The following is a 19,202-nucleotide window of genomic DNA, read 5'->3' on the forward strand; positions in this document are numbered from 1 at the left end:
GATGCGGGGATTTTTATTCACGCTATTTACTCCCACTCCTGCAGGAACCGCTGCCCATACTGGTCGGCCACCAGCAGTGCCGCATATACCTGATCCGGCGTTACGCCGCCGGGCATGTTGTGGATAGTTTCCCCTTCGGCACAGGAGGCTTCCGCGATCAGACGCATTTTGGCCGGAATATCCTCTTTGATGTTCAGCTGCGCCAGCGTGATCGGCAGCCCAACGCTGTGACAAAGCGCGGCGACGGTCTCTATTTCTTCTACCGGCGCGTTTTCCAGCACCAGCTGCGTGAGCGTGCCAAACGCCACTTTTTCACCGTGATAGAAGTGGTGCGCGTCCGGTACCGCCGTCATTCCGTTATGAATAGCGTGTGCCGCCGCCAGCCCGCCGCTTTCAAAGCCTACGCCGCTGAGATAGGTGTTGGCTTCGATAATGCGTTCCAGCGCCGGTGTAACCACATGCTGTTCCGCGGCCAGCATGGCTTTTTCACCCTCTTCAACCAGCGTGTTGTAGCACAGCTCGGCCAGCGCGAGTGCAGCCTGCGTACATTTGCCGCCCGCCATGGTGGTCGCGCCGCTGCGCGAGCAAGCGCGTGCTTCAAACCAAGTTGCCAGCGCATCGCCAATCCCGGCGGCCAGCAGGCGTGCCGGCGCGCCCGCGACCACTTTGGTATCGACGATTACCATGTTCGGGTTGTGCGGCAGCATCAGGTAGCGATCGAACTCACCGCTGTCGGTGTAAATGACCGAAAGGGCGCTGCATGGCGCATCGGTGGAGGCGATTGTCGGGGCAATAGCGACCGGCACGTCCATAAAATGGGCCAGCGCTTTAGCGGTATCCAGCGTTTTACCACCGCCGATACCCAGCACCGCCAGGCAGTCGGCGCTGTCTGCCAGCTTTTTCAGCCGATCGATTTCATTTTGCGAACATTCGCCGCCAAACGGCGCGATTTCGGCGTGCAGTTCGGCTTTTTTAAAACTCTGGCGCAGGGTCTCTTCGGCAAAACCCAGCACAAATTTATCGCCGACAACCAGCCAGCGATTGGCCAGGGGTTTCAGATAGTCGCCGAGACGGGTAAGCACATCAGCGCCCTGGATATATTTTCCCGGCGATTGAATGATACGGTCCATAACAGTTCTCCCTTAGAGGTTGAGGTTACCAAACGCGTTTTTCCAGTCCTGCTCGAACTTCTCTATGGCTGACTCTACCGCTGGCGTGCCGAGCATTTGTTGCGCTACGTCTAAGGGAAGCGTGATTGCCTCGCATCCCGCCAGCAGGCAGTCCAGCGCCTGCCGCGGCGTTTTGAAGCTGGCGGCCAGCACTTTGCTTTCCGGCGCGTGCAGTTCCAGCAGGGATTGCAGCTCCTGGACCATGCGAATGCCGTCACCGCCCTGAGCGTCTACGCGGTTTACATACGGCGCGACATATTTCGCGCCTGACAGCGCGGCGAGCAGGCCCTGTGCCGCGCTGTAAACGGCGGTCCCCAGCGTGGCTATCCCCTCTTTTTTCAACGCTTTAATCGCGATGAGCCCCTGAGCCGTCACCGGGATTTTCACCACGATGCCCGGGACGGCGTTACTCAGACGTTTGGCCTCTGCCACCATCCCTTCGGCATCGCGGCTCATGGTTTGAGCAAACAGCGTGCCTTCCGGCCCGATGGCTTTTTGCAGACGCGGCAGCACGTCCCAGATGGATTCACGGCTGGCGGCAACGATGCTCGGGTTGGTGGTGACCCCCGCAATGGGGAAGACCCGCGCCAGGCGTTCAACTTCCGCCACGTTGGCGGTATCCAGGTACAGTTCCATTATTTTTCCTTAAGTCAGAAAGGTTGAATAAAGGATAAGACGCGGGCAGGCAGGGCGGATACAGGCCAATTTTGCCAAATACTGGACAAATGTAATGTCCTTAGCGAAGTGCGAGAGCGATCACAATGCTATTTTTTGGCGGTCAGCTCGCTGTGATACTGGCGACGATATTCGGAAGGAGACCGTTCGGTGTGCTTGCGAAAGAGACGGCAGAAGTAATTGCTGTCTGTAAACCCACAGCGTGCGGCGATATCTTTGATTTTAAGATCGTAGCCTTTGAGCAGCTGGCGCGCGTGTTCGAGTCGCGTTTGGGTCAGATATTCGTTGAACCCCACGTTGCCAATCTTCTGAAAGAGGTGGGAAAGGTAGTTCGGCGAGACGTAGAACGCCTGCGCGACGGATTCACGGGTTAACGCCGAAGCGTGATGTTCTTCGATGAAGCGGCGAATGGCCTCAAACAGGGCGCGGCTGCGGCTGGCGGTGTGGATATCGCTGCCAAGCAGATCCCGGCAGTGGCTGAGCAAGCTTAATACCACCAGTATCGCGGTCTCTTGCTCATCCGGCTGCATCTGTAATTCGGCTAGCGTCTGCAGAAGAAAAGCACCCGTTCGCGGACCGCGACGGGCAACCTGGAGCTGCTGCACAAGCGTATTGTCATGCTGTAACTCGATAGTCAGCAGCTGCTTACCGAAATGTATGCTCAGGGCGTTAGACGATGGATGCGTTAAGTGTCCAAAGGATGAAAATATCGCCTCACAGGGGGCATCAAGGGTAATGACGAGGCAGGGAGATGTTCGGGAATGCTGTTCAGACAGCGCTGAGAAATGAATCTGACCCAGCGGTAGCGTGCGGTTTACCAGGTCTGCCAAAATTCGGGTGATATCGGAATGCATGAGAAGACTACCGAAATGTGCCGGGTGGCGCTAACGCTTACCCGGCCTACCAGTCACAGGTCCGGGCAAGCGCGGCGCCGCCGGGCATAGAGTATTAGCCGGTGTTACGCATACCCGCAGCAACGCCCGCAATCGTCACCATCAGCGCCTGTTCAACGCGCGGATCCGGCTCTTTACCTTCTTCTTCCGCCAGACGCGAACGGTGCAGCAGCTCTGCCTGCAGGACGTTCAGCGGGTCGGTGTAGATGTTACGCAGCTGAATAGACTCGGCAATCCACGGCAGGTCCGCCATCAGATGTGAGTCGTTGGCGATGTCGAGTACCACTTTGATGTCGCCTTCCAGCAGTTCGCGCAGCTCTTTACCCAGCGCCCACAGCTCTGGTTTCACCAGACGCTGGTCGTAGTATTCCGCCAGCCACAGGTCAGCTTTCGAGAAGACCATCTCCAGCATGCCCAGACGGGTAGAGAAGAACGGCCAGTCGCGGCACATGGTTTCCAGTTCGTTCTGTTTACCGTCTTCCACCACTTTTTGCAGCGCGGCACCGGCACCCAGCCAGGCGGGCAGCATCAAACGGTTCTGCGTCCAGGCGAAGATCCACGGGATCGCGCGCAGAGACTCTACGCCACCGGTCGGGCGACGCTTCGCAGGACGTGAGCCCAGCGGCAGTTTACCCAGCTCCTGCTCAGGCGTTGCCGAGCGGAAGTAAGGAACGAAATCTTTGTTTTCACGCACGTAGCCGCGGTACAGATCGCAGGAGATATCAGACAGCTCGTCCATGATATGGCACCAGGATGCTTTCGGCTCCGGCGGTGGCAGCAGGTTTGCTTCCAGGATAGCGCTGGTGTAGAGCGACAGGCTGCTGATGGTCACTTCCGGCAGACCGTACTTGAAGCGGATCATCTCGCCCTGCTCGGTGACGCGCAGGCCGCCTTTCAGGCTTCCCGGCGGCTGTGAAAGCAGCGCTGCGTGTGCAGGTGCGCCGCCACGGCCAATCGAGCCACCGCGTCCGTGGAACAGGGTCAGCTCAATACCGGCTTTCTCGCAGGTTTTGATCAGTGCGTCCTGCGCCTGATACTGCGCCCAGGATGCCGCCATCACGCCCGCATCTTTCGCGGAGTCGGAATAGCCAATCATCACCATCTGTTTGCCCTGAATAAAGCCGCGGTACCAGTCGATATTCAGCAGCTGGGTCATGACGTCGTTGGCGTTGTTCAGGTCGTCGAGGGTCTCAAACAGCGGGGCGACCGGCAGGGCGTAGTCGATTCCCGCTTCTTTCAGCAGAAGGTGAACGCCCAGCACGTCGGACGGGGTCTTCGCCATGGAGATCACATAGGCGGCCACCGATCCTTTCGGTGCGTCCACGATCGCTTTACAGGTGTTGAGCACTTCGCGGGTTTCGTTGCTTGGCTCCCAGTTGCGCGGCAGCAGAGGGCGCTTCGAGTTCAGCTCGCGGATCAGGAAGGCCTGTTTGTCGGCTTCGGACCAGCTTTCATAGTCGCCGATGCCGAGATAGCGGGTCAGCTCGCCCAGCGCTTCGGTATGACGGGTACTTTCCTGACGTACGTCGATACGCACCAGCGGCACGCCGAAACACTTCACGCGGCGCAGGGTGTCGAGCAGTTCGCCGTTAGCGATGATGCCCATCCCGCAGGCCTGCAGTGATTTATAACAGGCATACAGCGGCTCCCAGAGCTGTTCGTTCTGGCTGAGCAGACCCTCTGGTTTTGGCAGGCGCTGACCTTTCAGACGCGCTTCCAGCCAGGCCTGAGTGGCCATCAGCTGACCACGCAGTTTCTTCATCAGGAAACGGTACGGCTCGCTGGCGCCTTCTTCTCCGGCCAGCGCGCGCAGTTCCGGTGTCGCTTCAACCATCGACAGCTCGGAGATCAGCACCTGAATGTCTTTCAGGAACAGGTCGGTCGCTTTCCAGCGGCTCAGCAGCAGGACGTGACGGGTGATTTCCGCGGTCACGTTCGGGTTACCGTCGCGGTCGCCGCCCATCCAGGAGGTGAAGCGCACCGGAACAAAGTCGACCGGCAGGCGGTAGCCGAGGTTCTCTTCCAGCTGTTCGTTCAGCTCGCGCAGGTAGTTAGGCACCCCTTCCCACAGGCTGTTTTCCACCACCGCAAAGCCCCATTTGGCTTCGTCGACCGGGCTTGGACGATGCTTACGAATTTCATCGGTGTGCCAGGACTGGGCAATCAGCTGGCGCAGACGGCGCATCAGCTGGTTACGTTCGTAGTCGGCAATGTCTTTGTTATCCAACTGCTTCAGACAGTTGTTAACTTCCACCATTTTGTGGATCAGGGTGCGACGGGTAATTTCAGTGGGGTGTGCGGTCAGCACCAGCTCCAGCGAAAGCGATTCCACCGCTTTTTTGATGGTGGCTTCGTTGAGGTCTGGCTGGTCTTTCAGTTTACGCAGGGTGCGGGCAATGACTTCCGGGTTGCTTGCCGCTTCGCCGTTTGGCGAAATGCTGTGGTATTGCTCAGCGGTGTTAGCCAGGTTCAGGAACTGGCTGAATGCGCGTGCAACGGGCAGCAGCTCATCGTTAGAGAGGTTCTGCAAGGTGGTGAGCAGCTCCTGACGACTGGCCTCGTTACCGGCACGGGAAGATTTAGACAGCTTGCGGATGGTTTCAACGCGGTCGAGGATGTTCTCCCCCAACGCGTCTTTGATGGTATCTCCAAGCACTTTGCCGAGCATACTGACATTACTACGCAACGCGGAATATTGTTCGTTCATAAAAACCCAGTCACCCCATCATTTTTGTTTATGCCCAGGCGAAAATCATCTGGACATTATTTTGTCATCTCCCTTTATAAAGCCACGTAAAACCCCCGTCGTCAATTGCTGCGAAAACGGTTCAGCAAACGAATAAATGCGGGCAATTTACGAAATTTAATTCGCATTGCGTCAGATAAGAGATGCTTATGGGAATGTGACGGAGATCATGCGATTTGTTGCCCTCACCCTAACCCTCTCCCACTGGGAGAGGGGACTATTCGGTGCGGTTTTAATGCCAGCAGAAGTGATGCACAACCTGGGTAATCAGTTCGCGGGTTGGCTTGATGAAGCGGGTTTCCAGATATTCATCCGGCTGGTGGGCCTGGTTGATGGAGCCGGGGCCAAGGACCAGCGTAGGGCAAAGCGTCTGAATAAACGGCGCTTCGGTGCAGTAGTTCACCACGTCGGTTTTCTCACCGAGCAGCTTTTCCACCACTTCAACCAGCTGATGATCCGGCGGACATTCGTAACCCGGGATCGGCGGATGCAGTTCGGAGACCGTCAGGCGGCCCGGCCAGCGCTCGCTCACCGGAGCCAGCGCTTCATTCAGCAGGCCGTCGAGATCGCTCAGCGTCATGCCCGGCAGCGGGCGGATGTCCATATGCAGTTCGCAGCAGGCGCAGATACGGTTGGAGGCATCGCCGCCATGCAGGCTGCCGAGGTTCAGCGTCGGATACGGCACGGTGAACGCGTCGTAGTGGTAGCGCTCTTTCAGATCGTCGCGCAGGGTCATGATGCGGCCGATGGCGTCATGCATCAGCTCGATGGCGTTCACGCCGCGCGCCGGGTCGCTGGAGTGGCCGGACTGACCCAGCACGCGCACGGCCGTAGAGATATGGCCTTTGTGCGCGCGAATCGGCTGCAGAGACGTCGGCTCGCCGATGATCGCGCAATCCGGGCGAATCGACGTGTTTTCAGAGAAGTAGCGCGCGCCCGCCATGCTGGTTTCTTCGTCGGCGGTCGCCAGAATGTAGAGCGGTTTTTTCAGCTTCGTCACGTCCACGTCACGCAGCGCGTCGAGGATAAAGGCGAAGAAGCCTTTCATGTCGGCGGTGCCCAGGCCATAGAGCTTGTTGTCGTGCTCGGTCAGGGTGAACGGATCGCGCGTCCAGCGGCCATCGTCAAACGGCACAGTGTCGGTATGGCCGGCCAGCAGCAGGCCGCCCGCACCGGTTCCGGTGCTGGCGAGCAGGTTAAATTTGTGGCGTGTTCCGGGAACGGGCTGAACCTCAACGTTAAACCCAAGATCGCTAAACCAACCCGCCAGCAGATTGATTAAAGACTCATTGCTCTGATCCAGCGCTTCTTCCGTTGCGCTGATGGACGGAGTGGCAATCAGGGCGCGGTAGATCTCGATAAATGGCGGTAAGTTCATTTTCATTGTTGACACACCTTAGGTCGTGATAGTATCAATATTCATGCAATAAATGTGAATAAAAATACATTAACGTTGAGCATAAAGGAACCCGATGTTGAATACGCTGATTATAGGCGCTAGCGGTTATGCGGGCGCAGAGCTTGTAAGCTACGTGAATCGCCATCCACATATGACCATAACCGCTTTGACCGTGTCAGCGCAAAGCAATGATGCAGGAAAGTTAATTTCCGATTTGCATCCGCAGCTTAAGGGTCTTGTCGATCTGCCGCTGCAGCCCATGTCTGACATCAGCGAGTTTACCGACGGCGTCGACGTGGTGTTTTTAGCCACCGCGCACGAGGTCAGCCACGACCTGGCGCCGCAGTTCCTGGCGGCTGGCTGCGTGGTCTTCGACCTTTCCGGCGCGTTCCGCGTGAACGACGGTGCGTTTTACGAAAAATATTACGGCTTCACCCATCAGCATCCGGAACTGCTGGAAAAAGCGGTGTACGGACTGGCGGAGTGGAGCACAGATAAACTGAAAGAAGCGGACCTGATTGCCGTTCCGGGCTGCTACCCGACGGCGGCGCAGCTTTCCCTGAAGCCGCTGATCGACGCAGGCCTGCTGGATCTGAGCCAGTGGCCGGTGATCAACGCCACCAGCGGCGTGAGCGGTGCAGGACGCAAGGCCGCTATTTCCAACAGCTTCTGCGAAGTGAGCCTTCAGCCGTATGGCGTGTTTAATCACCGTCATCACCCTGAAATCACGACGCATCTGGGCGCGGACGTCATTTTCACGCCGCATCTGGGCAGCTTCCCGCGCGGGATCCTCGAAACCATTACCTGCCGCCTGAAAACGGGCGTGACCAAAGAGCAGGTTAACGAGGCCTTCACGCAGGCGTATGCGGATAAACCGCTGGTGCGCCTGTACGATAAAGGCGTGCCGGCGCTGAAAAACGTGGTCGGCCTGCCGTTCTGCGACATCGGCTTTGCCGTGCAGGGCGAGCATCTCATCGTTGTCGCCGCGGAAGATAACTTACTCAAAGGCGCTGCCGCACAGGCAATGCAGTGTGCAAATATTCGTTTCGGTTTCCCGGAAACGCAGGCTCTTATTTAAGGTGTGATGATGAACCCATTAATTATCAAACTCGGTGGTGTACTGCTGGACAGCGAAGAAGCACTGGAGCGTCTGTTTACCGCGCTGGTGAACTATCGCGAATCACACCAGCGTCCGCTGGTGATTGTGCACGGCGGCGGCTGCGTGGTGGATGAGCTGATGAAAGGGCTCAACCTGCCGGTGAAAAAGAAGAACGGCCTGCGCGTCACGCCTGCTGACCAGATTGACATCATTACCGGTGCGCTGGCGGGTACGGCGAACAAAACGCTGCTGGCGTGGGCGAAGAAACACCACATCGCATCCGTTGGCCTCTGTCTGGGCGATGGCGATAGCGTAAAAGTGACCCAGCTCGACGAAGAGCTCGGCCACGTTGGACTGGCGCAGCCGGGTTCACCTAAGCTGATTAACACGCTGCTGGAAGGGGGGTTCCTGCCGGTGGTGAGCTCTATCGGCGTGACCGAAGAGGGCGAGCTGATGAACGTCAACGCTGACCAGGCGGCGACGGCACTGGCGGCAACGCTGGGTGCAGATCTGATCCTGCTCTCCGACGTGAGCGGCATTCTGGACGGCAAAGGCCAGCGCATTGCGGAAATGACGGCTGAGAAAGCCGAGCAGCTGATTGCCCAGGGCATTATTACCGACGGCATGATCGTCAAAGTGAACGCCGCGCTGGATGCCGCACGCACGCTGGGCCGCCCGGTGGATATCGCCTCCTGGCGTCACGCGGAACAACTGCCGGCGCTGTTTAACGGCACGCCGATTGGCACGCGTATTCTGGCGTAATCGATTTAATGCCCGGCGGCGCTCTGCTTGCCGGGCCTACAAGACCGTAGGCCGGGTAAGCGAAGCGCCACCCGGCAGAACTAACGAATAAAGGAATCATGTTATGGCACTTTGGGGTGGGCGTTTTACACAGGCAGCGGATCAGCGGTTCAAACAGTTCAACGACTCTTTGCGCTTCGACTACCGCCTGGCCGAACAGGATATTGTCGGCTCTGTGGCCTGGTCCAGGGCGCTGGTGACGGTGGGCGTACTGACCGCCGACGAACAATTACAGCTGGAAGAAGCGCTGAACAATCTGCTGGAAGAGGTGCGTCTTAACCCGCAGCAGATCCTCGAAAGCGATGCTGAAGATATTCACAGCTGGGTGGAAGGCAAACTTATCGACAAAGTCGGCCAGCTGGGTAAAAAGCTGCATACCGGCCGCAGTCGTAACGACCAGGTCGCCACCGATCTGAAGCTGTGGTGCAAAGATACCGTTGGCGAACTGCTGGCGGCTAACCGCCAGCTGCAGAGTGCGCTGGTGGAGACCGCGCAGAACAACCAGGACGCGGTGATGCCGGGTTATACCCACCTGCAGCGCGCCCAACCGGTGACCTTCGCTCACTGGTGTCTGGCCTACGTCGAGATGCTGGCGCGTGACGAAAGCCGTCTGCAGGATACCCTGAAGCGTCTGGACGTCAGCCCGCTGGGCAGCGGCGCGCTGGCCGGTACGGCGTATGAAATCGACCGTGAGCAGCTGGCAGGCTGGCTGGGCTTTGCTTCCGCCACCCGTAACAGCCTGGACAGCGTGTCCGACCGCGACCACGTGCTGGAGCTGCTCTCCAATGCGTCTATCGGAATGGTGCATCTGTCGCGCTTTGCCGAAGACCTGATCTTCTTTAACTCTGGCGAAGCGGGCTTCGTCGAGCTCTCCGACCGCGTGACCTCAGGCTCCTCCCTGATGCCGCAGAAGAAAAACCCGGACGCGCTGGAGCTGATCCGCGGCAAATGTGGCCGCGTGCAGGGCGCGCTGACCGGCATGATGATGACCCTGAAAGGGCTGCCGCTGGCGTATAACAAAGACATGCAGGAAGACAAAGAAGGGCTGTTCGACGCGCTCGACACCTGGCTGGACTGTCTGCATATGGGCGCCCTGGTGCTGGACGGCATTCAGGTGAAACGTCCGCGCTGCCAGGAAGCGGCGCAGCAGGGCTATGCGAACTCTACCGAACTGGCGGATTATCTGGTGGCGAAAGGCGTACCTTTCCGTGAAGCGCACCACATTGTGGGTGAAGCGGTGGTGGAAGCCATTCGTCAGGGTAAACCACTGGAAGATCTGGCGCTGGCAGACCTGCAGAAGTTCAGCGCGGTTATCGGGGATGATGTGTATCCGATCCTTGCGCTGCAGTCTTGTCTGGATAAACGTGCCGCGAAAGGCGGCGTGTCGCCGAAGCAGGTGGCGCAGGCGATAGCGGATGCGAAAAACCGGTTGGTTTGATTTGGTTTGAACAGTGCGGGCTGGTGCCCTCACCCCGGCCCTCTCCCACGGGGAGAGGGAGCAAACACTAAAAATGGCAACTTCGGTTGCCATTTTGCTTTTATCCCCGGGCTCTTTTACGCAAAAAAAAAGCGGACCACGGGGTCCGCAAAAGTTCACGTTGGCTTTAGTTGTTCGAGTTTTGAGAGAAACTCGCTGACGGTGCGGGGACGTCAAGGGTCAAACACGTGCCGCCTCGTCTATGTGGTGTATTATTCAACAGAATGCTTGATAGGGATAATCGTTCGTTGCTATGCTATCTATCGCCATGAACTATCGTGGCGACGGAGGATGAATAATGAATATTCGTGATCTTGAATACCTGGTAGCGTTAGCCGAGCATCGTCACTTTCGCCGCGCGGCAGATTCCTGCCACGTCAGCCAGCCCACGCTGAGCGGTCAGATCCGCAAGCTGGAAGACGAGCTGGGCGTGATGCTGCTGGAGCGCACCAGTCGTAAGGTTCTGTTCACACAGGCAGGTCTGCTGCTGGTGGATCAGGCGCGCACCGTGCTGCGCGAGGTCAAAGTGCTCAAGGAAATGGCAAGCCAGCAGGGGGAGGCGATGTCCGGCCCGCTGCATATCGGCCTGATCCCAACCGTTGGCCCGTACCTGCTGCCGCACATCATTCCGATGCTGCACCAGACGTTCCCGAAACTCGAAATGTACCTGCATGAAGCGCAAACCCATCAGCTGCTGGCGCAGTTAGACAGCGGCAAGCTCGACTGCGCCATTCTGGCGCTGGTGAAAGAGAGTGAAGCCTTTATTGAAGTGCCGCTGTTCGATGAGCCGATGATGCTGGCGATCTATGAAGATCACCCGTGGGCGAACCGCGATCGCGTACCGATGGCCGATCTGGCCGGTGAAAAGCTGCTGATGCTGGAAGATGGTCACTGCCTGCGCGATCAGGCGATGGGCTTCTGCTTCGAAGCGGGTGCGGATGAGGATACCCATTTCCGCGCAACCAGCCTGGAAACGCTGCGTAATATGGTCGCGGCGGGAAGCGGTATTACGCTGCTGCCTGCGCTGGCCGTGCCGCGCGAGCGTAAGCGTGATGGCGTGGTTTATCTGCCGTGCATTAAGCCGGAGCCGCGTCGCACTATCGGCCTGGTGTATCGTCCGGGTTCACCGCTGCGTAGCCGCTATGAGCAGCTGGCAGAGGCCATCCGTGGTTCGATGGATGGCCATTTTGACAGCGCGTTAAAACAGGCGGTTTAAGCCGTTCAGCGCGGCTACCCGATAGGCTTCCGCCATGGTCGGGTAGTTAAAGGTGGTGTTAACGAAGTACTCAATGGTGTTACCACCGCCTTTCTGCTCCATTATCGCCTGGCCGATATGAATGATTTCCGCCGCGCGTTCACCAAAGCAGTGAATGCCGAGGATCTCTTTGGTCTCGCGGTGGAACAGGATCTTCAGCGTTCCCACGCTCATCCCCACGATTTGCGCCCGCGCCAGATGTTTAAACTGGGCACGTCCCACCTCGTAAGGCACCTTCATTGACGTCAGCTGCTGCTCGGTTTTCCCGACTGAACTGATTTCCGGGATGGTATAGATCCCCGTCGGAATATCTTCGATCAGGTGCGCCGTCGCTTCGCCTTTTACCAGCGCCTGTGCGGCGATGCGTCCCTGGTCGTAAGCGGCTGAGGCCAGGCTTGGGTAGCCAATCACGTCGCCGACCGCGTAAACGTGCGGCAGGGCGGTCTGATACATGCTGTTGACCTTCAGCTGACCGCGGCTGTCGGTTTCAAGCCCGATATTTTCCAGCTGCAGTGAATCGGTGTTGCCGGTACGACCGTTGGCGTACAGCAGACAGTCTGCTTTCAGCTTCTTACCGGACTTCAGGTGCATGATCACCCCGTCGTCGCAGCCTTCGATCTTCTCGTACTCTTCGTTGTGGCGAATCACCACGCCGCTGTTCCAGAAGTGGTAGGAGAGAGAGTCCGACATCTCCTGATCCAGGAACGCCAGCAGGCGGTCACGAGTGTTGATCAGGTCAACTTTGACGTCCATTCCGCGGAAGATCGACGCATATTCGCAACCAATGACCCCTGCGCCATAGATAATGACGTGGCGAGGCTCGTGGTGCAGGCTCAGAATCGAGTCGCTGTCGTAGACGCGCGGATGCGAGAAGTCCACGTCGGCCGGATGGTAAGGGCGTGAGCCGCAGGCGATCACAAATTTTTCAGCCGTGATGGTTTCAACCGAACCGTCGTGGCATTCGAGTGCCAGGGTGTGTTCATCCACAAAATGCGCGTTGCCCTGCAAAATTTCACAGTGGTTACGCTCATAAAATCCCTGACGCATGCGTGTCTGCTGGTTAATAACGGTATCCGCGTGATTCAGGATGTCAGCAAAGGATGAACGAAGAAGTCGGGAGTGGTCGCTGTAAAGAGGGTTCTGGTTAAATTCGATAATGCGGCTAACGGCGTGGCGGAGGGCTTTCGAAGGGATGGTGCCCCAGTGGGTGCAACCGCCGCCGACATTATGGTAGCGCTCGATGACCGCTACTCTGGCTCCCTGTTTCACCAGACCCATAGCAGCACCTTCGCCGCCGGGGCCGGAACCAATAACTATTGCGTCGTAATCGTAGGAATGTGGCATGGTAAGGCTTACCTGTTCTTATACATAAAAGCAACAGAATCATAACATCATTGGCAGAGTAACCCAATTATCGTTGTGCTTTTTTCCGGCAGTGGAGCACAAACCGCACGTAAACAATCATTCACAAAGCCAGGCAAACAGATTAATTTTATTCTCTGGTATAGTGCCATCAGGCCTTTGGAAGGATTCAACTATCGTGATGGGCGTAAGAGCACAACAAAAAGAGAAAACCCGGCGTTCGCTGGTGGAAGCCGCATTCAGTCAACTGAGTGCTGAGCGGAGTTTTGCCAGTTTGAGCCTGCGCGAAGTCGCACGCGAGGCCGGGATTGCGCCAACGTCCTTCTATCGTCATTTCCGTGATGTGGATGAACTGGGCCTGACTATGGTCGACGAGAGCGGTCTGATGCTGCGCCAGCTGATGCGCCAGGCGCGTCAGCGTATCGCCAAAGGGGGCAGCGTGATCCGCACCTCCGTATCGACCTTTATGGAATTTATCGGCAATAACCCCAACGCGTTTCGTCTGCTTCTGCGCGAGCGTTCGGGCACATCGGCGGCGTTTCGTGCCGCCGTCGCGCGTGAAATTCAGCACTTCATCGCGGAACTTGCCGACTATCTTGAACTCGAAAACCATATGCCGCGTGCGTTTACTGAAGCACAGGCCGAGGCGATGGTGACGATTGTTTTCAGCGCGGGTGCCGAAGCGCTGGATGTCAGCATTGAACAACGCAAACAGCTCGAAGAGCGACTGGTATTGCAGCTCAGGATGATCTCCAAAGGCGCGTACTACTGGTATCGCCGTGAACAAGAGAAACTGGCACATCAAACCGAAGAGTGAAGGTGAGTAATGAAACAGTCAGGTCAGGATAAAGGGACGCTGTTGCTGGCATTGATCGCTGGCTTATCCATTAATGGTACGTTTGCCGCTATTTTTAGCTCAATTGTTCCATTTTCGATTTTCCCGCTTATTGCGCTGGTGCTGACGGTTTACTGCCTGCATCAACGTTACCTGAACCGCACCATGCCGGTGGGGTTACCGGGGCTGGCCGCTGCCTGCTTTATTCTGGGCGTATTGCTGTATAGCACGGTGGTTCGCGCGGAGTATCCGGATATCGGCTCTAACTTCTTCCCTGCGGTACTGTCTGTGGCGCTGGTGTTCTGGATTGGCTCGCGCATGCGTAGCCGTAAGAGCCAGTTACCGGAGTAATGAATTTATTTGTAGGGCAGGTAAGCGAAGCGCCACCTGCCAAAAACGCCGGATGGCGCTACGCTTATCCGGCCTACAGATCACCGTGCGGTAAGTAAAACGCCGCACTCCATATGGTGCGTATACGGGAACTGATCGAACAGCGCCAGACGTTCAACCTTGTGCGTCTGGCCTAGTGTTTCGAGGTTCTTGCACAGCGTCTCCGGGTTACAGGAGATGTATAAAATACGCGGGTACGCCTGCACCATCTTCTCGGTTTCGCTGTCCAGGCCACTGCGCGGCGGGTCGACAAAAATCGTCTCACACTGGTAGCTTTTCAAATCGATCCCTTCCAGGCGGTTAAACTGGCGAACGCCGTTCATGGCCTGCGTGAACTCTTCCGCGGACATACGAACGATCTGCACGTTATCGATATGGTTAGCGGCAATGTTGTACTGCGCGGCAGCCACCGACGGCTTGGCGATTTCCGTTGCCAGAACGCGATCGAAATTACGCGCCAGCGCCAGCGAGAAGTTGCCGTTACCGCAGTAGAGCTCAAGCAGATCGCCCGTTGACCCTTCCGTCGCCTTCAGCGCCCACTCCAGCATCTGCACGTTCATCGCAGCGTTTGGCTGGGTGAAGCTGTTCTCGACCTGACGATACACCATCTCTTTACCTGCCACCGGCAGGCGCTCGTCGATGTAGTCCTGATCCAGCATGATTTTGGTTTTTGTCGCGCGGCCAATCAGGTGAACGTTGATGTTCTGCGCGCGCAGCGCATCGCGCAGCGCTTCTGCCTGCTCGCGCCACTCGTCATTGAGCGCTTTGTGGTACAGCAGGGAGACAATCGCCTGATTGCTTTGCGTGGTCAGGTAGTCAATCTGGAACAGCTTGTTACGCAGTACCGGATTGTTGCGCACGCCGTCCATCATCAGCGTCATCAACTGGTTAATGAGCTCGCTCGCTGCCGGAAAGCTGTCCACGCGAATACGGGACTTCGTCTGCTGATCGAAAATGATGTGGTACAGGTCGTCGCCGTCGTGCCAGATGCGGAATTCGGCGCGCATGCGGTAGTGGCTGACGGGAGAGCGGAACACCTCGGGAACGGGCGCGTTGAAAGGCGTCATCATACTTTGCAGGCGGACGACTTTCTCTGCCAGCTGCGCGTCGTACTGTTCTGTCGGGAGGTGTTCTGGGGTCATGATGCGTCCTGAGTGATAAAGAATTACGCGGGGATTGTAGGCATTGTTCAGGGGATGTCCAGATTTAATGGGCAATAGCTGTCTGGACATCCATACGTGTCTAATTGTAGCATTCTGTTTCCGGTCTCCTGAGAGTGAAAAGGGAATCCAGTGTAAATCTGGAGCTGACGCGCAGCGGTAAAGTCTGGCGGGATGAGTGTTGTAGACACTGTGAAAATGGGAAGTCTTCATCCTTATATAGCCACCTAGCCCGAAGACCTGCCGGGATCACGTCGCATTTGGTTTCATCATCGCGTGCTATTGATGAGGCCTGCGGCATCCTTCTTATATTGTGGATGCTTTAACAATGATTAAAAAAGTATCGCTGTTGACGGCGTTGTCCGTCACGGCATTTTCGGGCTGGGCGCAGGATAGCGCCGACTCGTTGGTGGTGACGGCAAATCGTTTTGAACAACCTGAAAAAACTATTCTGGCTGCAACCTCCGTTGTTACGCGTGCCGATATTGACCGTTGGCAATCAACCTCAGTCCTTGATGTTATGCGTCGCCTGCCCGGCGTGGATACGGCGCAAAATGGCGGGATGGGGCAACTCTCTTCTCTCTTTATACGTGGCACCAACTCCAGCCATGTCCTGATCCTTGTTGATGGGATCCGCCTTAACCAGGCGGGCATTACGGGGTCGTCCGATCTCAGCCAGTTCCCGATCTCCCTGGTGCAGCGTATCGAATATGTTCGTGGACCGCGTTCGGCGGTATACGGCTCGGACGCGATTGGCGGAGTCGTAAACATTATTACCACTCGCGCGAAGGACGGTACCACGCTGAATGCAGGTGTAGGGTCGCATGGTTACCAGAATTATGGCGGCAGTACTCAGCAAACATTGGGCGACAGCACGCGCGTCACGCTTGCGGGTGATTACACCTATACCAAAGGGTTTGATGTGGTTGCGGACGGCAACAATGGTGGCCTTGCCCAGACCGATCGCGACGGCTTTATGAATAAAACGCTCTATGGTGCAGTGGATCACGCATTCTCGGAGCAGTGGAGCGGATTTGTTCGCGGCTTTGGCTACAGCAACCGTACTGCCTACGACGGTTACTACAGTTCATTTACCCCTGACGTACTGGTCGATACCCGCCAGCTCTATAGTCAGACCTGGGATGCAGGATTGCGCTTCAATGATGACATCTTCCATTCACAGCTGCTCACCAGCTATAGCCACAGCAAGGACTATAACTACGACCCAAATTTGGGCCGCTACGATTCGACAGCCACCCTGGATGAAATCAAACAGTACAACGTCCAGTGGCTGAACTCCGTTGATGTTGGCCATGGAAACATTGGCGCGGGCGTTGACTGGCAGAAGCAGAGCACCGAGCCGGGTACAAACTACGTAACCAACGGCTACGACCTGCGTAACACCGGCGTTTACCTGACCGGGTTGCAGCAGTTTGGTGACTTCACTCTGGAAGGAGCGGTTCGCAGCGATGACAACTCTCAGTTCGGTCGCCATGGCACCTGGCAAAGTAGTGCGGCCTGGGAGTTCGTGGAGGGTTACCGCTTCGTTGCTTCTTATGGTACGGCCTATAAAGCACCGAATCTGGGTCAACTCTATGGTTTCTATGGCAATGACCATCTTGATCCAGAAGAGAGCAAGCAGTGGGAAGGTGCGTTTGAAGGCCTGACGGCCGGCGTGAGCTGGCGCGTCTCCGGCTACCGTAATGACGTCGATAATCTCATCGACTTCGATAATAACCTTCAGCAATATTACAACGTCGGTAAAGCGCGCATTAAAGGTGTGGAAGCGACAGCATCGTTTGATACGGGTCCGTTGACGCATACTGTTGGCTACGATTATGTGGATGCCCGCAATGCCGCAACCAACGAACTTCTGGACCGTCGTGCTAAACAGCAGGTGAAATATCAGCTCGACACGCAGATCTATGATTTCGACTGGAGCCTGACTTATCACTATCTCGGTACGCGTTACGACACTGACTTTGGTGCTTATCCGTCTGAGAAAGTAAAAATGGGCGGTGTCAGCCTGTGGGATGTCGCAGTTTCGTATCCTGTCACCTCACATCTCACAGTTCGTGGTAAAATAGCCAACCTGTTCGATAAAGATTACGAGACAGTTTATGGCTACCAAACTGCAGGACGGGAATACACCTTGTCTGGCAGCTACACCTTCTAATCCGCGTCCCACCGTGCTGGTGTTTGATTCCGGCGTCGGTGGGCTTTCGGTCTATGATGAGATTCGGCATCTCCTGCCGGATCTCCATTACATCTACGCCTTCGATAACGTCGCTTTCCCGTATGGGGAAAAGAGCGAAGATTTTATTGTTGAGCGTGTGGTTGAAATCGTCACCGCGGTACAAAAGCGCTATCCCCTTGCGCTGGCCGTCATCGCCTGTAATACGGCGAGCACCGTTTCTCTTCCCGCCCTGCGTGAAAAATTCCAGTTCCCGGTTGTGGGTGTCGTTCCTGCGATAAAGCCTGCCGCGCGCCTGACGGCGAACGGCATTGTGGGTTTGCTGGCAACGCGAGGCACGGTAAAGCGTCCTTATACCCGCGAGCTGATCGACCGTTTTGCCAACGAATGCCAGATTGCGATGCTGGGTTCGGCTGAGCTGGTGGAGATGGCTGAAGCGAAGCTGCATGGAAAGGCGGTATCACTCGACGAGCTGCGTCGTATTCTTCGTCCGTGGCTGCGCATGCCTGAACCCCCGGATACCGTTGTGCTGGGCTGCACCCACTTCCCGCTATTACAGGAAGAGCTATTAGAGGTATTGCCGGAGGGGACGCGCCTGGTGGATTCCGGTGCGGCTATCGCTCGTCGTACGGCCTGGCTGCTGGAACATGAAGCGCCGGATGCGAAATCTACCGATGCGAATATCGCGTTTTGTATGACCATCACGAAAGAGACTGAGCAACTTTTACCCGTTTTACGCCGTTATGGCTTTGAAACGCTCGAAAAACTGGCGCTGTAGCACGGTTTTGAGCAAAAAAGAGACGGTTGAAAGTTTTTTTTAAAAGAGGGGTTGTCAACGTCTGAGAACTCCCTATAATGCGCCTCCACTGACACGGAACAACGGCTTACAGGCCGCCGGGTTAGCGGGGTTCAGAGATGAACACCTGCAGAGAAAAGCAAAAATAATCGCTTGACTCTGAATGAGGAAAACGTAATATACGGGACCTCGCAACGGTGAGCTTAACGCCGCGTTGCAACTGCTCTTTAACAATTTATCAGACAATCTGTGTGGGCACTCAAAGTGACATGGATTCTTAATGTCTTCGGACAATAAATGAATACCAAGTCTCTGAGTGAACATACGTAATTCATTACGAAGTTTAATTCACGAGCATCAAACTTAAATTGAAGAGTTTGATCATGGCTCAGATTGAACGCTGGCGGCAGGCCTAACACATGCAAGTCGAGCGGTAACACAGGGAGCTTGCTCCTGGGTGACGAGCGGCGGACGGGTGAGTAATGTCTGGGAAACTGCCTGATGGAGGGGGATAACTACTGGAAACGGTAGCTAATACCGCATAACGTCGCAAGACCAAAGAGGGGGACCTTCGGGCCTCTTGCCATCAGATGTGCCCAGATGGGATTAGCTAGTAGGTGGGGTAACGGCTCACCTAGGCGACGATCCCTAGCTGGTCTGAGAGGATGACCAGCCACACTGGAACTGAGACACGGTCCAGACTCCTACGGGAGGCAGCAGTGGGGAATATTGCACAATGGGCGCAAGCCTGATGCAGCCATGCCGCGTGTATGAAGAAGGCCTTCGGGTTGTAAAGTACTTTCAGCGGGGAGGAAGGTGTTGTGGTTAATAACCTCAGCAATTGACGTTACCCGCAGAAGAAGCACCGGCTAACTCCGTGCCAGCAGCCGCGGTAATACGGAGGGTGCAAGCGTTAATCGGAATTACTGGGCGTAAAGCGCACGCAGGCGG

General features: G+C 56.5%; 15 protein-coding genes, 1 rRNA gene and 1 riboswitch. Of the genes, 9 read left to right on the top strand and 7 right to left on the bottom strand.

What is annotated here, in order from left to right; translation table 11 throughout:
- Positions 1-26 precede the first annotated feature (26 nt).
- The 5 genes from gldA to argE form a co-directional block, all read right to left on the bottom strand.
- Positions 27-1,130, bottom strand: a complete 1,104-nt coding sequence (gldA, locus tag USF70_RS19930) for a bifunctional L-1,2-propanediol dehydrogenase/glycerol dehydrogenase (RefSeq protein ID WP_008501794.1) — start codon at positions 1,128-1,130, stop codon at positions 27-29.
- A 12-nt stretch (positions 1,131-1,142) separates the two neighbouring features.
- Positions 1,143-1,805: a fructose-6-phosphate aldolase gene (fsa, locus tag USF70_RS19935; protein ID WP_320735947.1), complete on the bottom strand. Its 663-nt coding sequence runs from the start codon at positions 1,803-1,805 to the stop codon at positions 1,143-1,145.
- A gap of 128 nt (positions 1,806-1,933) precedes the next feature.
- Positions 1,934-2,698: a helix-turn-helix transcriptional regulator gene (locus USF70_RS19940; protein WP_064673070.1), complete on the bottom strand. Its 765-nt coding sequence runs from the start codon at positions 2,696-2,698 to the stop codon at positions 1,934-1,936.
- A gap of 94 nt (positions 2,699-2,792) precedes the next feature.
- Positions 2,793-5,444 (bottom strand): phosphoenolpyruvate carboxylase, encoded by a 2,652-nt coding sequence (gene ppc, locus USF70_RS19945; RefSeq protein ID WP_023309665.1) that lies wholly within the window; start codon positions 5,442-5,444, stop codon positions 2,793-2,795.
- Positions 5,445-5,715: 271 nt separating this feature from the next.
- On the bottom strand, positions 5,716-6,867 hold the full coding sequence (gene argE / locus USF70_RS19950) for an acetylornithine deacetylase (RefSeq protein ID WP_023309677.1): 1,152 nt from the start codon (positions 6,865-6,867) through the stop codon (positions 5,716-5,718).
- 88 nt (positions 6,868-6,955) lie between these two features.
- Here argE and argC point away from each other — a divergent pair, with 88 nt between their 5' ends.
- The 4 genes from argC (at position 6,956) to oxyR (ending at position 11,475) form a co-directional block, all read left to right on the top strand.
- Entirely contained in the window at positions 6,956-7,960 is a 1,005-nt protein-coding gene (gene argC / locus USF70_RS19955; protein WP_320735948.1) for an N-acetyl-gamma-glutamyl-phosphate reductase, read from the top strand.
- 6 nt (positions 7,961-7,966) lie between these two features.
- Positions 7,967-8,743 (top strand): acetylglutamate kinase, encoded by a 777-nt coding sequence (gene argB, locus USF70_RS19960; protein WP_120785294.1) that lies wholly within the window; start codon positions 7,967-7,969, stop codon positions 8,741-8,743.
- Between the two features lie 103 nt (positions 8,744-8,846).
- Positions 8,847-10,220: an argininosuccinate lyase gene (gene argH / locus USF70_RS19965; protein ID WP_033146923.1), complete on the top strand. Its 1,374-nt coding sequence runs from the start codon at positions 8,847-8,849 to the stop codon at positions 10,218-10,220.
- A gap of 337 nt (positions 10,221-10,557) precedes the next feature.
- Positions 10,558-11,475, top strand: a complete 918-nt coding sequence (gene oxyR, locus USF70_RS19970; protein ID WP_023309664.1) for a DNA-binding transcriptional regulator OxyR — start codon at positions 10,558-10,560, stop codon at positions 11,473-11,475.
- Here the strand turns inward: oxyR and sthA are convergent.
- Complete coding sequence (sthA, locus tag USF70_RS19975; RefSeq protein ID WP_008501785.1) at positions 11,458-12,858, bottom strand: Si-specific NAD(P)(+) transhydrogenase; 1,401 nt, start codon at positions 12,856-12,858, stop codon at positions 11,458-11,460. The genes oxyR and sthA overlap by 18 nt on opposite strands.
- 196 nt (positions 12,859-13,054) lie before the next feature.
- Here sthA and fabR point away from each other — a divergent pair, with 196 nt between their 5' ends.
- A complete protein-coding gene (gene fabR / locus USF70_RS19980; RefSeq protein WP_008501784.1) occupies positions 13,055-13,693 on the top strand; it encodes an HTH-type transcriptional repressor FabR in 639 nt (212 codons plus the stop codon).
- Positions 13,694-13,702: 9 nt separating this feature from the next.
- Positions 13,703-14,062: a YijD family membrane protein gene (locus tag USF70_RS19985; protein WP_008501783.1), complete on the top strand. Its 360-nt coding sequence runs from the start codon at positions 13,703-13,705 to the stop codon at positions 14,060-14,062.
- A gap of 80 nt (positions 14,063-14,142) precedes the next feature.
- Here USF70_RS19985 and trmA read toward each other — a convergent pair whose 3' ends face one another.
- Positions 14,143-15,243 (bottom strand): tRNA (uridine(54)-C5)-methyltransferase TrmA, encoded by a 1,101-nt coding sequence (trmA, locus tag USF70_RS19990; RefSeq protein ID WP_045888834.1) that lies wholly within the window; start codon positions 15,241-15,243, stop codon positions 14,143-14,145.
- A gap of 104 nt (positions 15,244-15,347) precedes the next feature.
- Positions 15,348-15,524, top strand: a riboswitch (cobalamin riboswitch).
- A 65-nt stretch (positions 15,525-15,589) separates the two neighbouring features.
- On the opposite strand from trmA, the gene btuB reads away from it, so the two are divergent.
- The 3 genes from btuB to USF70_RS20005 form a co-directional block, all read left to right on the top strand.
- Positions 15,590-17,437 carry a TonB-dependent vitamin B12 receptor BtuB gene (gene btuB / locus USF70_RS19995; protein ID WP_320735949.1) on the top strand — a complete coding sequence of 616 codons (1,848 nt, stop codon included), beginning with the start codon at positions 15,590-15,592 and terminating at the stop codon, positions 17,435-17,437.
- On the top strand, positions 17,382-18,233 hold the full coding sequence (gene murI, locus USF70_RS20000; protein ID WP_232938999.1) for a glutamate racemase: 852 nt from the start codon (positions 17,382-17,384) through the stop codon (positions 18,231-18,233). Before btuB ends, murI begins: the two co-directional genes overlap by 56 nt.
- 383 nt (positions 18,234-18,616) lie before the next feature.
- A 16S ribosomal RNA gene (locus USF70_RS20005) occupies positions 18,617-19,202 on the top strand; the annotation flags it as partial.

The sequence above is a fragment of the Enterobacter sp. 237C8 genome (assembly GCF_034106865.1).
Classification (GTDB): Bacteria; Pseudomonadota; Gammaproteobacteria; order Enterobacterales; family Enterobacteriaceae; genus Enterobacter; species Enterobacter asburiae_B.